The sequence below is a fragment of the Trinickia symbiotica genome (assembly GCF_003028655.1).
GTDB classification, from domain to species: Bacteria; Pseudomonadota; Gammaproteobacteria; order Burkholderiales; family Burkholderiaceae; genus Trinickia; species Trinickia symbiotica_A.
The window spans coordinates 113,304-127,817 of sequence record NZ_PYUC01000001.1 but is presented as its reverse complement, the minus strand read 5'-3'; the positions used below and the strand labels follow the sequence as shown (position 1 = coordinate 127,817).

The following is a 14,514-nucleotide window of genomic DNA, read 5'->3' as shown; positions in this document are numbered from 1 at the left end:
GATCGGTCAGATCCCGCCGAGATAGTCGAGCTTGCCGAGCTCGACGCCGTTATGCCGGAGGATGGCGTACGCAGTCGTCACATGGAAAAAGAAGTTCGGCAGCGCGAAATGGAGCAGGTAGGACTGTCCGTCGAACTCGATCGAGCGGCTTGGCGTTTTGATCGTAACGGTGCGTTCTTCGCTGCCGTCGATATTCGACGCGTCGGCCTCTTTAAGGTAAGCGATCGTTTTATCGATGCGCGCCACCAGCTCGTCGAACGTCGTTTCAGTGTCCTCGAACCTCGGCGGCTCGACGCCGGCAAGGCGTGCCGTGCAGAATTTCGCGGCGTCGGACGCGGACTGCACCTGGCGCGTCAAAGGAAACATGTCCGGGTAAAGCCTGCTCGACAGCAGGACGGCCAAGTCGATTTTCCGGGCTTCCGCGTGATCGCGGCCTTTGTGCAGAACCGCTCGAAGGTTCGTCAACCCGCGCAAGAACACGGGTACTGACGCCTGATACATAGAGAGAGACATGTTCGGTTCCTTTGTCGTCCCGAAGGGCAGTTCCCGTCGGGGAGGGTTATTTTCTCGGTAGCGGCAACGGCGCTGCTGCGAAGAGCGCGCGCCGAAACGTGAATGATATGCCGCTTGCTTGCCGCTTGCCGGCGGCTGCTCCTGGCGCGGGATTGCCACCCATGTCGGGCCGGCGGGGCATGGACTACACTTTGTCAGTCATCCGACGATTGCCTCGTCGCCAACGGTCCTATGCGCCATGCAGATCGGCCAAAAGGCCAGGCGCAAGGAACTGCGCGAGGGCGGTTCTGTCGGAACTTCGACGTAATCCTCAGACGGGAGCGTCACATGACTAAAGCAAGAGAGCGGTTGGCAGGCAGCGATCGCGAGCCGGTAAAGGATGCCAGGCGCGTCGGGCCGACCGATCCGGGCGAAACGCTGCGCGTTGTCGTGACGCTGCGCCGGCCTTCCCAACAGGCGATCGACGAAGCCGTGCAAAAGATCGCTCGCGGCGAGCCGGCCGAGCCGCTCACGCGCGAAGCTTTCGCCGCCCGTTTTTCCGCCACCCCCGAGGATCTCGCCAAGGTCGAGGCGTTCGCGAAGGAATACGACCTCAGTGTGCTGCGTACCGACGCGGCGGCATGCACGGTGATGCTCGGGGGCACGGTCGAGCATTTTCAGCAAGCGTTCGGCGTCGAGCTTTCGCATTATGAGCATCCGAAGCTCGGCCGATTCAGAGGCCGCACCGGTTGCATTTTGATTCCTCAGGAACTCGTCGGCATCGTGACATCCGTGCTCGGGCTCGACGATCGCCCGCAGGCGCGGCCGCATTTCCGCATCCGCTCCGGCTATGAGCCGCGCCGCGCGACGTCTGCGACGGAAACGTTTACGCCTGTACAAATCGCGTCGCTCTACGATTTCCCCCCTGGCGACGGCAGCGGTCAATGCATCGGCATCGTCGAGCTCGGCGGTGGGTATACCGAATCGGATCTTCGGCAATATTTCAGCGAACTCGGCATTGCCGAGCCGCGGGTCGTCGCCGTCGGCGTCGACGGCGGCTCGAACGCGCCGAGCGGCAACCCGAGCGGGGCGGACGGGGAAGTCACGCTCGATATCGAGATCGCCGGCGCCGTCGCTCCCGGCGCGACGATCGCGGTCTACTTCGCGCCCAACAGCGACGCGGGCTTCGTCGACGCGGTCAAGCAAGCCGTGCACGACAGCACGAACAAGCCATCCGTCATTTCGATCAGCTGGGGGGCGCCCGAATCGTCATGGACGGCTCAGGCACTGACGGCATTCAATCAAGCGCTGCAGGAGGCCGCGACGCTCGGCGTCACCGTATGCGCGGCGGCGGGGGACAGCGGCTCGAACGACAGCTCGGCCGGTGGAGACTCGGTCGACTTCCCGGCATCGAGCCCGTATGCGCTCGCATGCGGCGGCACGCGCGTCACGGCATCGGGGTCGGCGTCTTCGCTCTCGATCCAAAGCGAAGTGGTCTGGAACGACGGCGCTTCCGGCGGCGCGACGGGGGGCGGCGTCAGCGCCCAGTTCGGCTTGCCACAGTGGCAGGAGGGGCTGAAGGCGACTTACGCCGACGGCACGACCGAGGCGTTGACGAAGCGCGGTGTGCCGGACGTGGCCGCCGACGCGTCGCCCGCCTCGGGCTATGAAGTGCTCGTCGGCGGCCAACTGACGGCGGTGGGGGGCACGAGCGCGGTCGCGCCGTTGTTCGCGGGGCTGATCGCGCGAATCAACGCCACGCAGGGTAAGCCGTTGGGCTTCGTCAACGCGAAACTCTATGCGGCGGCGGGCGCCTTTCGCGACATCACGCAGGGCAACAATGGCAGCTTCGCCGCGGCGCCCGGCTGGGATGCCTGTACCGGGCTTGGAAGCCCCGACGGGCGCAAGATCGCCACGGCCCTCGGCGAAGGTACGCAGGGTTCGTCCGCTTCACGCAGTATCGCCGGCGGCACATAGTTGCGGCGATGGTTTCTCGCTTCGATCGGCGCGAAACGCGCGGCGAAGAGCGAGCAGGTGCTAGTCAGCAGCAGTTCGTCAGAGTTCGTCAACACAGTCGGCGCATGGCGCGGGTGCGCCGCGCCGACCCACCGACATGGAGCGATCACGATGAGCCACGATATCGGTTCCGGCAATCCGCAATCGTCGCACCACAATTCGCAGGCGCATACGCCCGGGAGGGCGTCGATGCCGCGATCTCTCGCCGCGGCAGGGGAGAACGGCGACGAGCCGTACTTCGATCCCGTCGCCTACGGCAATGGCCCGGGCGATTCGGTCTCGGACACGACCGAGGCAGCCGCCGTCACGCACCACTCGATCACGATCGGCGGGCGCGAGATCGCCTACACGGCGACGGCCGGGCATCTCGTCACGGTCGACGAGAGCACGTCGCAGCCGAACGCGAAGATGTTCTACGTCGCCTTCACCGAGGACGGTCAGTCGGAAGAGTCGCGGCCCGTCACGTTCTTCTATAACGGCGGCCCCGGATCGTCGTCGGTCTTCGTGCTGCTCGGCTCGTTCGCGCCGAAGCGAATCAAGACGTCGATGCCGAACTTCACGCCGCCGGCTCCCTATCAGATCGAGGACAACCCGGACAGCCTGCTCGACAAGAGCGACCTCGTTTTCATCAATCCGGTCGGCACCGGCTATTCGGCCGCCGTGGCACCGCATACGAACCAGGAGTTCTGGGGCGTCGACCAGGATGCGCGCTCAATCAAGCAGTTCATCAAGCGCTTTCTGACCAAGAATCAGCGCTGGAACTCGCCGAAGTATCTGTTCGGCGAATCGTATGGAACGGCGCGCAGCTGCGTGCTGGCTTATCTGCTCCATGAGGACGGCATCGACCTGAACGGGATCACGCTCCAATCGTCGATTCTCGACTACGGCCAGGCCGGCAATCCGGTCGGCGCGTTGCCGACGGCGGCGGCCGATGCCTGGTACCACAAGCGCCTCGGCGTGACGCCGACGCCGACGAATCTCATCGATTTCCTCGACGAAGTCGCAAGCTTCGCCCGTACCGACTATCTCGCCGCCTTGCGCAAGTTTCCGCAGACCGACGACGCGACCGTCGAAAAGCTCTCGCAGTACACGGGCATCGACAAGACGACGCTGCTTGCCTGGGGGCTCGATGTGGCCGGCTACGACAGCCGCGGCAATTCGCTGTTCCTGACGGCGCTGCTGAAGTCGAAAGGCTTGGCGCTCGGCGCCTATGACGGACGCGTGACGGCGATCGACACGGGCATTGCCGGGCAGATCGATCCGAACTCGGGAGGCAACGATCCGACGATGACGGCGGTCTCCGGCGTCTATACGACGATGTGGAACACCTATCTCAACGAGCAGTTGAAGTACACGTCGAACTCGTCGTTCACCGATCTCAACGATCAGACGTTCAAGAACTGGGATTTCCATCACACCGATCCGACGGGCGCGCAAAAGGGCATCGACGACAAAGGCAACGTCATCCTCTATACGGCCGGCGACCTCGCGGCGGTAATGGCGCTCAACATCGACCTGAAGGTGCTGTCGGCGAACGGGCTTTACGATTTCGTGACGCCGTTCTATCAGACCGTCATCGACTTGCAGAGGATGCCGCTCGTCGAGCAGAAGGTGCGCGAGAATCTGTCGGCGAAGTTTTATCCGTCCGGGCACATGGTCTATCTCGACGGTGGATCGCGTACCGCGCTGAAGGCCGACCTCGCAACGATGTATGACGCGACGACCGCCGACAAGCCGGCTCTCGCGCGCATCCGCAGCTTGCAGGAGCTGCACCGGGTTTGATCGGGGCGGCGTGCGTCAGTGCGCAAGGAGCGTCATCGCGGCGCCGAGCAGCGTGCCGACGATGGCGCACGCCCAGAGGAGCTGCCGCGTGCGCCGCTGCTCGCGTTGCAGCTCCCGCAGCAGGACGGCCGAATCGAAGCCCTCGCGCCGCTGCTGGATCCGTTGCAGCCGCTGGACGAAGAGCAGCGGCAAGCGCGGGGCAATGGGCGCCAGGTGCGGTAGCTCCCGCGCGAGACGCTTGATGAAGCCGCGATGGTCGAGGTCCTTGCGCGCGAGCCCCGCGAACGACGCTTCGACGATTCGCCAGGTGTCGAGCCGCGGCGCGAGTGCGCGGGCGAGCGATTCGGCGCGCGCGAGCGACTCGCGCGCCAGCACGAGGGCTCTAGGGATGGCGCCGCCGAACGGCTGCACGGCTTCGGTGAGATGGACGAGCAGCGCGCCCGCTCTTCGCTCGCTGCTCGGTGACGCAAAATGGGCCTCACTGCGACGGCGCAGCTCCGCCTCGAGCATTTCGGGACGCGTGCCGGGCGCGACATGGCCGACCTCATGGTGCATGTCCGCCAGCCTGCCGTAGTTCTGCCCAAAGAGCGCCGTCGCGCCGTGGACGAAGAATTCGCGTTCGGGCTCGGTCAGGCTCGACATCACGGCGCAGTCGGCAAGCACCAGGCACCCGAGCGTATCCGCGTCGATGCTGACGCGCACCCGCCGTGCGTCGAGCGCGGCATGAAAGAATCCATGCTCGAAGGCCTGTTCGACGAACACCTCCACGACGTGCACCGCGAGGCGCTCGACGTCGACGCCATGCCGGCGCAGCCCCTCGATGTCCGTGAGCGACAGCGTCTCGATGCGCTCGGCGACGAGCGCGTGGTCGGTCGAGAAATCCCAGATGACGGCGGGTACGACGACCCGAGCGTTAGCGGAGAAGTGGCGGCCCGTTTGCGAAAGATTGGCCGCTTCGGTGCGCAGATCGAAGCGGTGCCGAAGCTCGGCGGCGAACGATTCGGCCTGGCCGCGCAGCCCGAGCTCGCGCGCGGCCGGGAAAGCGTGCTCGAGCAGCTTGGCGAGCCAGAGCAGCATGGCGATGTCGTCCTCGATTCGCTGGACCTGTCGCACGCGCAAAAGCTTGACCGTGACATCGACGCGCCCGCTCTCCTCGATTCGCAGCCTCGCCGCGTGGACCTGCTCGGCGATGCCGTTTTCGAGCGGCGTCGGATCGACCCAGGCGAATACCTCCTCCGGCGGGCGGCCGAGCGCGGCGCGCAGCGCGGGGGCGAGTTCCGGCGCGTCGAGCGGCTTCGTGAGCGCGGTTTCGGCGCGACCGAGCGCGTCGAGAACGTCGTGCAGCGTATGCCCCGCATGGTCCGGGTCGGTCGCCAGCGCCTCCCCGAACGCGCTGGCCAGCGGGCCGAGCTGGGGCAGCGCGCGATGCAATGCCGTGCGCGTGTTGGGCGCCGAATGCAGACGCGCGATCAATGCCGCGATCCAGCGAGCTCGGTCATGGCGAGGCGCGGCTTGCCAAAGCAGCCGGGCACCGTAACGAAGCACGCAGAGGAGGAGCAATAGTCGGCGAATCGTGGTGCGCATGAGCGATGCGGCGAACGGGGGCTTTTTGAATCCCGACAAGGATGCCATGCCATTCGCCGCATGGGGACTGTTGCGAGCGCTTTGCTCTCGGGAAGGCAACTTTGGCCGGTTGGTGCACTGCACAACGAAAAAACTGCCGATCGGCGCTAAAGTTCGCGAACGTCCTGCCGTCAATCGGTTATCGGGCCGACCGACCTTTCCCCATGCGCTGTCACCGGCCGCGAATCGTTGTCGCCGTCCATGAGAGAGCCCATGATGTCGCATCAACTCTTGAGCCGCCTGTTGTCGCGCAGCGTCGCCGTCGATCTCGGTACGGCGAACACCCTCATCTACATGCGCGACAAGGGGATCGTGCTCAATCAGCCCTCGGTGGTCTGCTTTCAGAAAAACGGCGACACCGGCGCGGCGCGCGTCGCGGCCGTCGGCGAGGAGGCCAGGCAACTGCTCGGCCGCTCGCCGGCGAATCTGCGCACCGTTCGTCCGATGCGGCACGGCGTCATCGCCGATTTCTCGGCCGCCGAGCGCATGTTTCGCGAATTCGTCGATATGGCCCGCCTGAGGTCGCTGTTCGGCCGCCGCGCGGAGTTCACGATCTGTGTCCCTTGCGCGGCAACCGAAGTCGAGCGGCGCGCGATCCGCGAAGCCGCGCTTGCGGCGGGCGCCGCGAAGGTCAACCTCATCGGCGAATCGCTCGCCGCGGCCATTGGCGCCGGGTTGCCGGTCGGTGAAGCGCGCGGGTCGATGGTCGTCGACATCGGTGGCGGAACGACCGAAGTCGGCGTCGTTTCGCTCGGCGGGATCGCTTACCAGGGCCTCGTGCGTGTCGGCGGCGACCAGTTCGATGCCGCGATCGTCAGCCACGTTCGCAACCTTTACGGCGTGGTGCTCGGCGATCAGACGGCCGAGCATGTGAAAAAGACGATCGGTACGGCCACGCCGAATGTGCCCGCCGAGCGGATCTGCGCCGTCGGGCGCAGCCTGGGCGACGGCCTGCCGCGCACGATCGAGCTCACCAATCATGACGTCGCCGATGCGCTTTCCGTGCCGCTTCGGACCGTCATCGACGCGATCAAGGCCGCGCTCGAGTCGGCGCCGCCCGAGCTCGTCACTGACATTGCCGATAGCGGCATCGTGCTGACGGGCGGCGGCGCGTTGCTCGCCAACCTCGACAAACGCATTGCCGAGGAAACCGGTCTCGCGGTGCGTATTGCCGACGAGCCGCTGACCTGCGCCGTGCGCGGCGCCGGGGCAGCGGCGGGGTGCGTCGGCGCGGCCGCGTTCAGCTGACTCTAAGGCCGATACGCGCCGGGCGGCCGGCGTTCGTCGCGCGCGGCATCGCGACCTTCGGCCCCTTGTGATGATCGGTGCGATCCTCGCCGTCGAATGCGGGACGCTGTCGGTGTCCTCGGTGCTGTCGGTGCGGGCAGGGTGAACGGCGAGGTCTGTCCGACGCGCCCATCATGCGGCGGTGTTACCATCGCCGGTTTCCAACCGGCCCCACCCACCGCTCTCAAGTCATGGCCACGATCAGCCAGCTCAACGTCTATCCGATCAAGTCGTGCGCGGGCATCGCGCTCGACTCGGCGCGTCTTTTCTCTCACGGGCTGGCGTATGACCGGCACTGGATGCTCGTCGACGGCGACGGCGGCTTCGTCACGCAGCGGCAATTGCCGCGGCTCGCCCTCGTGACGACGGAGCTCGCCGGCGACGCACTGATCGTGCGCGCGCCCGGCCGTGCCGCGCTTCGGACGCCGCTCGATGCGGCCGCCCTCGACGGCGCCAGGCGCGTGCAGGCCACCGTCTGGAGAGACACGGTGACAGCGCTCGATACGGGCGACGAAGCCGCGCAGTGGTTCTCCGATTTCGTCGGCGTGCCGCTGCGGCTCGTCCGCTTCGATCCGGCGGCCGAGCGCATCTCGAACCGCCAGTGGACCGGCGAAACGATCGCGCCGATGCGTTTCGCGGACGGCTACCCCGTACTCATCATCGGCGAAGCGTCGCTCGACGACCTCAATGGACGGCTCGCGAGCAAGGGTGTCGAGGCGATTCCGATGAATCGCTTTCGCCCGAACCTCGTGCTTGCGGGGCTCGAACCCTATGAAGAAGACTTTGTCGACACCGTGCGTATCGAGGCCGACGGCGGCGACGTCTTGCTGCGAGTGGTGAAACCGTGCGCGCGCTGCCCGATTCCGACGATCGATCAGGCGACGGGCGCTCCCGATCCTCGCTGGCCGAACGAGCCGACCGATACGCTCGCCGCCTATCGGGCCGACCGTCGCCTCGACGGCGCCTTGACGTTCGGGCAGAACGCCGTCGTCGTGGCCGGGGCGGACAGCCTGCTGACTGTCGGCCGCGAAGTCGAAGTCGAGCTGCGTTTCGAAGATTGAGTCGAGGGACCATGCCAAGCTCCCCCCGACCGTTCTCGGGCGAAGCGGGCGGTGCGCCCGACCTGCGTTTCATCGAGCTCGCGAGCGGCTTGCGGATGCCTTACGTCGAGCGCGGCAGCGGGCCGCTGCTCGTGTTCGTGCATGGTTCGCTTTGCGATTATCGGTACTGGCAGCCGCAACTCGACGGCTTGTCGGCTCATTACCGCTGCATCGCGCTGAGCCTGACCCATTACTGGCCGAGCGCCGGATTGGCGCGTACAGTGCCGTTCAGCTGGAGCCGCCACGCGGACGAGCTCGCCGAATTCGTCGACAAGCTCGGGCACGGCCCAGCTCATGTGGTCGGCCATTCGCGCGGGGGATGTGTCGCCTATCACTTCGCGCTACGGCACCGCGAACGCGTGCACACGTTGACGCTCGCCGACCCCGGCGGCCCAGTCGAAATGCCGGGGCAAACCCTGCACGTACTGCCCGAGACAGTCAATGCATTGCGCGCCCGGGCCGCGGGGCTCATCGAAGAAGGCGAAGTGGACGCGGGTCTGGAGCTCTTCGTCGATTCGGTGAGCCGCGTCGGCTCATGGGCGAAGAGCACGGCGGCGTTCCGCACGATGGCGATCGACAATGCCGACACGTTGCCGCGCCAGTTCGCCGATCCGTTGCCGGCGTACAAGCACGATGATGCGCGGCGGATTGCATGCCCCGTCCTCTTGATCGATGGCGAGAAGAGTCCCGACATCTTTCGGCGCTGCGTCGCGGCGCTCGCGGATTGGGTTCCCGATGCCCGGCGCCACACGATCCGCGGCGCATCGCATGGAATGAACCTCGCACACCCTACCGCGTTCAATCGACATATCGATGAATTCGTTCGAGCGACGAACGTCGAAAGCTGATCGATACTGAATCACGCCAGGTCGTCGGCGGACCGCTTCCGTGCCCATGCGGGCACCGGTCTTGCGGTTTCGGTGCCTGATGCCGCGCGCCTGAGCGCCTTTTTTCGCGGATTTCCTTTTCCTTCTCGGATCGATATCTACAATCGAGGGAAGCCAACGCCAACGCTAGGAGCAGGAGCGACACGATGCTGGATACCGACACACTCGGTGCACGAACGCGGGCCGACGAACCGGAAGATCGCGAACCCGACGAAGTCTTCATCGCGCCCGAGAATCCCTATATCGCCCGTTCGAGCCAATATGTGCTGAAGTCGGGCGATACGTTCGTCGTCAACGATCCGCTCGGCGACATCATCGGGCATGACGACGGACTCTTCGTCAACGATACGCGCACGCTCTCGCAGCTGCGCCTGACATTCGGCGGCCGCGCGCCATCGCTGCTTTCGGGCAACGTCAGCAACGACAACGCCGCGTTCACGGCCCACCTGACGAATCACCCGCTGCCGCCCGTCGGCGGTGAAGGAACGCCGCAAGGGGTCATCCACGTCGAGCGCATGCGCGTGCTCTCGGGTACGGTCCTTTACGAAGCGATCACACTGACGAACTACGGCTCGAACGATGCTGTCGTACCGCTATCGATCTCGTTCGCTTGCGATTTCAAGGACATGTTCGAGGTGCGCGGCCTGAGCCGGCCGAAGCGCGGCATGCTCGAGCCGCCCACCGTCGGCAAATGCGACGTGCAATTGCGCTATACGGGCCTCGATCGGATTCAGCGCGACGTGCGAATCGCCTTTGCTCCCGAGCCGGACCACCTGGACTCCGGCCGCGCCGATTACTCGATCGAGCTTTCGGCGCAGGCCTGCGTGTCGATCTACCTTTCGGTCGCCGTCGAGGCGCGCGCGCTCGCGCTTGCCGCGGGGGACGTCGAAGCGCCCGGCGCGCAGGTCGCGCAGCCGCCGCACAGTACGCACCCGGCCCATATCACGCAAGTGGACACCGTGCGCCCGCGCGTGGGCCGCGCGGCGGTCCGCACGGCGCTGGCGAGCGCGCACCTCGCGATGCGCGAGCGCCGCCGCGTGACGGCGCGTATCCGCACGAGCAATCCGCTTTTCAATGCGTGGCTCGAGCGTTCGTTCGCCGATCTCGGCCTGCTGACGACCGATCTTTCGACGGGGCCGTATCCGTATGCCGGCATCCCGTGGTTCTCGACGCCGTTCGGCCGCGATGCCGTCGTGACTTCGCTGCAGACGTTGTGGCTGCAGCCGTGGCTCGCGCGCGGCGTGCTGCGCTTTCTCGCCGACCATCAGGCACGCGAGGATTCGGCTTTCCGCGACGCATCGGCGGGCAAGATCATGCACGAGATGCGCAAGAGCGAGATGGCGGGGACCGGTGAGGTGCCGTTCGCGCTCTACTACGGCGGGGTCGATACGACGCCGCTCTTCATCGTGCTGGCGGGCGCTTATTTCACGAGGACGGGCGACGAGGCGCTGATCTCCGAGCTTTGGCCCGCGCTGGAGCGAGCCGCGCAGTGGGTGGCGGGCGTCTGCGACAAAAACCCGCACGGGTTCGTCGACTACCAGTGCGCGTCGGAGCGAGGTCTTGCCAATCAGGGCTGGAAGGACAGCCACGACTCGGTCTTCCATGCCGATGGCCGCATGCCCGATGGACCGATCGCGCTCGTCGAAGTGCAGGCTTATGCGAGCGCCGCATTCGATGCGATGGCGCATTTCGCGGCGCGCCGAGGCCTCGCCGACGACGCCGCGCGCTATGCGGCGCGATCGCAGTCGTTGCGCGAACGCGTCGAAGATTTGTTCTGGATGCCGGATCTCGACTTTTATGGGATCGCGCTCGACGGGCACGGCGACCTCTGCCGCGTGCTCGCCTCGAACGCGGGGCATCTGCTCGCGTTCGGGCTGCCGTCGCGCGAGCGCGGCGAAGCCGTGGCGCGCAAGCTCGAGTCCACGCTCTTTCACACGGGCTGGGGCGTGCGCACGCTCGGCGCCAATCAGCCGCGCTTCAATCCGATGTCGTACCACAACGGGTCGGTCTGGCCGCACGATACGGCGCTTTGCGCGCGAGGTCTCGCCCGCTACGGCGACAAGGAGGCAGCCGTCGCGTTGTTGCAGGCACTCTTCGAAGCAGCCGTCAACTTCGATATGCGATTGCCCGAGCTGTTTTGCGGCTTCATGCGCCAGCGCGGCGAGCCGCCGACGGCCTATCCCGTCGCCTGCCTGCCGCAGGCCTGGGCGGCGGGCTCCCCGTTCATGATCCTCGAGGCTTGCCTGGGCATCAAGATCGATGCAGCCCGCGAGGAAGTCCTGATCGAGCAGCCCGCGCTGCCCGAAGGTATCGACTGGCTCGAGGTGCGCAACCTGCGAATCGGCGCCAAAACCGTATCGATCGTGTTCAGTCGCGTCGGCGGCAAGGTCGTGGCATCGGCCGACAATCGGGACGTGCGCGTGGCGACCGTGCTCTAACGGCCGCGGCCATCGCCGGATTTCACCGCGTTTCGCGGCCGCCAGGCAGCCCGTGCAGCCAGTGCGGACCTGGCGGCCTTCGCGATCGACATCAGCGTTGCCAAGGCGCCGCATCGCCCGACAGGTGTCTCTTGTATTTGTCGAGCGCGGCGCGAACGATGCCGCGCTCGATGGCGCCATCGTCCGCGAGCGCCTTCAATGCGGCGATGACGATGGACGCGCGATCGACCTCGAAAAACTCGCGCAACGCGCGGCGTGTGTCGCTGCGGCCGAACCCGTCCGTCCCGAGTGTGACATAGCGGCGGGGCACGAATGCGCGAATCAACTCGGGCACCGCGCGCACGTAATCCGTCGCGGCGACGATGGGCCCTTGCGATTCACGCAGCATCGTCTCCACATAGGAACGAGCGGACCCCTCATCCCGATCGAAGCGGGCCTTGCGCTCGGCCGCCGTTCCATCACGATGGAGTTCCGAGAAACTCGTCACGCTCCAGATGGCCGCCTCGACGTTCCAGTCGTCCTCGAGCATTTGCGCCGCGGCGATCACTTCGCCGAGGATCGCGCCGGAGCCGAGCAACTGAACTTGCGCCGACGGCAGAACGCGAGGCGTCAGCGAATACATTCCCTTCACGATGCCTTCTCGCAATGCGGCGACAGCGGCCATGTCCGTTGGGTCCGCAACCGGCATCGATGGCTGAGGATAATTCTCGTTCGTGACAGTGAGGTAATGGAACGTATCGTTTTGCCGCTCGAGCATCTCGCGCATCCCCTCGTCGAGAATCACGGCGATCTCGTAGGCGAATGCGGGATCCCATGCGCGGCAGTTCGGAATCGTCGAGGCGACGAGGTGGCTCGTGCCGTCCTGGTGCTGAAGGCCTTCACCGCCGAGCGTCGTCTTGCCCGATGTCGCGCCGATGAGAAAGCCGCGTGCGCGCTGATCGGCCGCGGCCCAGATGAGATCGCCGATCCGTTGAAAGCCGAACATCGAGTAATAGATGTAAAACGGCAGCATCGGCAGATCGTGCGTGCTGTATGACGTCGCCGCGGCGATCCACGACGAGATCGCACCGGCTTCCGAAATGCCTTCCTCGAGTATCTGCCCACCCGTCTCTTCGCGGTAATAGAGCATCGAGCCGAGGTCTTCCGGCTCATATTGCTGACCGAGCGGCGAATAGATGCCGACCTGACGGAACAGATTCGCCATCCCGAACGTGCGCGCCTCGTCGGCCACGACCGGCACCACGCGCGAGCCGAGCGTGGCGTCCTTCATCAGGTTGCCGAACATGCGGACGATGGCCGTCGTAGTCGACATTTCGCGGCCCTCCGTCTGCAACGCAAATTGCCCCCAGGATGACAACGCTGGCACGGTAGGCGCCTTCGTCGCCGCTCTCCGCCTTCTGGGCAGATAGCCTCCCAGGGCAGCTCGGCGCGCATGCAGGTATCGCATTTCCGGGCTGTCTTGCGCAGGTTTGTAGAACTCGAGACGTTCCACCGCTTCGTCCGACAACGGCAGGCGAAAGCGATCGCGAAACGCCTTCAGGTGTTCGAGGTCAAGCTTCTTTTGCTGATGCGTCGTCATGCGCCCTTGGCCTGCGGCGCCCATGCCGAAGCCTTTCATCGTCTTGGCGAGGATCACCGTGGGCTGGCCTCTGTGCTGCAGGGCGCGGGCGTAGGCCGCATGCAATTTGCGCACGTCGTGACCGCCGCGGCGCAAGCGGTCGATGTCGTCGTTCGCGAGATGCGCGACAAGCGCCGCGAGCTCCGCGTTCTGGCCGAAGAACCGATCGCGGTTATAGGCGCCGTCATTGGCCGAGAACGTCTGGAATTGGCCGTCGACTGTCTGTGCGAATGCGCGCGGCAGGGCGCCCGCCCGGTCGCGCGCGAAGAGTTCGTCCCAGCTCGAGCCCCAGAGCACTTTGATGACGTTCCAGCCCGCACCGGTGAATTGCGCTTCGAGCTCGTCGATGATGCGGCCGTTGCCGCGCACCGGGCCGTCGAGCCGTTGCAGATTGCAGTTGATGACGAACACGAGATTGTCGAGCTTCTCGCGCGCCGCGAGCGAGAGCGCGCCGATCGATTCGGGCTCGTCCATTTCGCCGTCGCCGAAAAAGCCCCATACCTTGCGGCCTTCCGTCGGAAGCAGCCCGCGGTGATGCAGATAGCGCATGAAGCGCGCTTGGTAGATCGCGTTGATGGGACCGATGCCCATCGAGCCCGTCGGAAACTGCCAGAAGTCCGGCATCAACCAAGGGTGAGGGTACGAGCAGAGGCCGGGCCCGGCGATCTCGCGCCGGTAATGCTCGAGCTGCGTCTCGGCGAGGAAGCCTTCGAGAAACGCGCGGGCGTACACGCCGGGAGATGAATGCGGCTGGAAATAGACGAGGTCGCCGCCGTGATCCCCGTTGGCCGCGCGGAAGAAGTGGTTGAAGCCGACTTCGAACAGATCGGCTGCCGATGCATAGCTCGCGATATGGCCGCCGAGCTCGCCGTAGGCTTGGTTGGCGCGCACGACCATCGCGAGAGCGTTCCAGCGCAACGCGGCCGCGAGCTTCTCCTCGATCTCGATATCGCCGGGATACGGCGGTTGTCCCTCGACGGGAATGGTATTGACGTAAGGCGTGACGCGCGCGCGTGCCGAGCCGATGCCGTGTTTCGCGGCATGCTCCGCGAGACGCTCGAACAAGTACTGCGCGCGCTGGTTGCCAACGTGCTCGACGACGGCATCGAGCGCCTGGAGCCATTCGGCCGTTTCCGCCGGGTCGCTGTCCTCGCGCCGATCCGCGAGGGCCCGCATCCATTGAGTACCGTTCGATAAATCGGTCATAGCTCGTCCACGAAAGAGGGAGAGTAAAGCTGCGATTCGCCCTCAAGATTACCCAGCGGAGTCCG

At 65.7% G+C, this 14,514-nt stretch carries 9 protein-coding genes; 6 read left to right on the top strand and 3 right to left on the bottom strand.

Annotated elements, in window-relative coordinates:
• Positions 1-6 precede the first annotated feature (6 nt).
• Positions 7-513 carry a DUF1993 domain-containing protein gene (locus C9I57_RS00580; RefSeq protein WP_107148715.1) on the bottom strand — a complete coding sequence of 169 codons (507 nt, stop codon included), beginning with the start codon at positions 511-513 and terminating at the stop codon, positions 7-9.
• Between the two features lie 327 nt (positions 514-840).
• Here C9I57_RS00580 and C9I57_RS00575 point away from each other — a divergent pair, with 327 nt between their 5' ends.
• Together C9I57_RS00575 and C9I57_RS00570 are read left to right on the top strand one after the other, a co-directional pair.
• Positions 841-2,469, top strand: coding sequence for a S53 family peptidase (locus C9I57_RS00575; RefSeq protein ID WP_107148714.1), 1,629 nt, complete (start codon positions 841-843; stop codon positions 2,467-2,469).
• 150 nt (positions 2,470-2,619) lie between these two features.
• A complete protein-coding gene (locus tag C9I57_RS00570) occupies positions 2,620-4,290 on the top strand; it encodes a S10 family peptidase (RefSeq protein WP_258187428.1) in 1,671 nt (556 codons plus the stop codon).
• Between the two features lie 15 nt (positions 4,291-4,305).
• On the opposite strand, the gene C9I57_RS00565 is transcribed toward C9I57_RS00570, so the two are convergent.
• The gene (locus C9I57_RS00565; RefSeq protein WP_107149211.1) at positions 4,306-5,874 is read right to left on the bottom strand and encodes an ABC1 kinase family protein; all 1,569 of its coding nucleotides are present in this window, start codon (positions 5,872-5,874) and stop codon (positions 4,306-4,308) included.
• Between the two features lie 255 nt (positions 5,875-6,129).
• Here C9I57_RS00565 and C9I57_RS00560 point away from each other — a divergent pair, with 255 nt between their 5' ends.
• The 4 genes from C9I57_RS00560 to C9I57_RS00545 all read left to right on the top strand — a co-directional run bounded on the left by C9I57_RS00560 (position 6,130) and on the right by C9I57_RS00545 (position 11,625).
• The gene (locus C9I57_RS00560) at positions 6,130-7,161 is read left to right on the top strand and encodes a rod shape-determining protein (protein WP_181321705.1); all 1,032 of its coding nucleotides are present in this window, start codon (positions 6,130-6,132) and stop codon (positions 7,159-7,161) included.
• Between the two features lie 230 nt (positions 7,162-7,391).
• Positions 7,392-8,261: an MOSC domain-containing protein gene (locus tag C9I57_RS00555; RefSeq protein ID WP_107148711.1), complete on the top strand. Its 870-nt coding sequence runs from the start codon at positions 7,392-7,394 to the stop codon at positions 8,259-8,261.
• A 95-nt stretch (positions 8,262-8,356) separates the two neighbouring features.
• Positions 8,357-9,148 carry an alpha/beta fold hydrolase gene (locus C9I57_RS00550; RefSeq protein WP_107149210.1) on the top strand — a complete coding sequence of 264 codons (792 nt, stop codon included), beginning with the start codon at positions 8,357-8,359 and terminating at the stop codon, positions 9,146-9,148.
• A 185-nt stretch (positions 9,149-9,333) separates the two neighbouring features.
• Entirely contained in the window at positions 9,334-11,625 is a 2,292-nt protein-coding gene (locus C9I57_RS00545; RefSeq protein ID WP_107148710.1) for an amylo-alpha-1,6-glucosidase, read from the top strand.
• Positions 11,626-11,716: 91 nt separating this feature from the next.
• Here the strand turns inward: C9I57_RS00545 and mdeB are convergent, their stop codons facing one another.
• Positions 11,717-14,449 carry an alpha-ketoglutarate dehydrogenase gene (gene mdeB, locus C9I57_RS00540; protein WP_107148709.1) on the bottom strand — a complete coding sequence of 911 codons (2,733 nt, stop codon included), beginning with the start codon at positions 14,447-14,449 and terminating at the stop codon, positions 11,717-11,719.
• Positions 14,450-14,514 lie beyond the last annotated feature (65 nt).

Bases quoted from the DNA above. Each gene is read 5' to 3' on its own strand.
- C9I57_RS00580 (WP_107148715.1), bottom strand. From the start codon at position 513: ATGTCTCTCTCTATGTATCAGGCGTCAGTACCCGTGTTCTTGCGCGGG.
- C9I57_RS00575 (WP_107148714.1), top strand. From the start codon at position 841: ATGACTAAAGCAAGAGAGCGGTTGGCAGGCAGCGATCGCGAGCCGGTA.
- C9I57_RS00570 (WP_258187428.1), top strand. From the start codon at position 2,620: ATGAGCCACGATATCGGTTCCGGCAATCCGCAATCGTCGCACCACAAT.
- C9I57_RS00565 (WP_107149211.1), bottom strand. From the start codon at position 5,874: ATGCGCACCACGATTCGCCGACTATTGCTCCTCCTCTGCGTGCTTCGT.
- C9I57_RS00560 (WP_181321705.1), top strand. From the start codon at position 6,130: ATGTCGCATCAACTCTTGAGCCGCCTGTTGTCGCGCAGCGTCGCCGTC.
- C9I57_RS00555 (WP_107148711.1), top strand. From the start codon at position 7,392: ATGGCCACGATCAGCCAGCTCAACGTCTATCCGATCAAGTCGTGCGCG.
- C9I57_RS00550 (WP_107149210.1), top strand. From the start codon at position 8,357: ATGCCTTACGTCGAGCGCGGCAGCGGGCCGCTGCTCGTGTTCGTGCAT.
- C9I57_RS00545 (WP_107148710.1), top strand. From the start codon at position 9,334: ATGCTGGATACCGACACACTCGGTGCACGAACGCGGGCCGACGAACCG.
- mdeB (WP_107148709.1), bottom strand. From the start codon at position 14,449: ATGACCGATTTATCGAACGGTACTCAATGGATGCGGGCCCTCGCGGAT.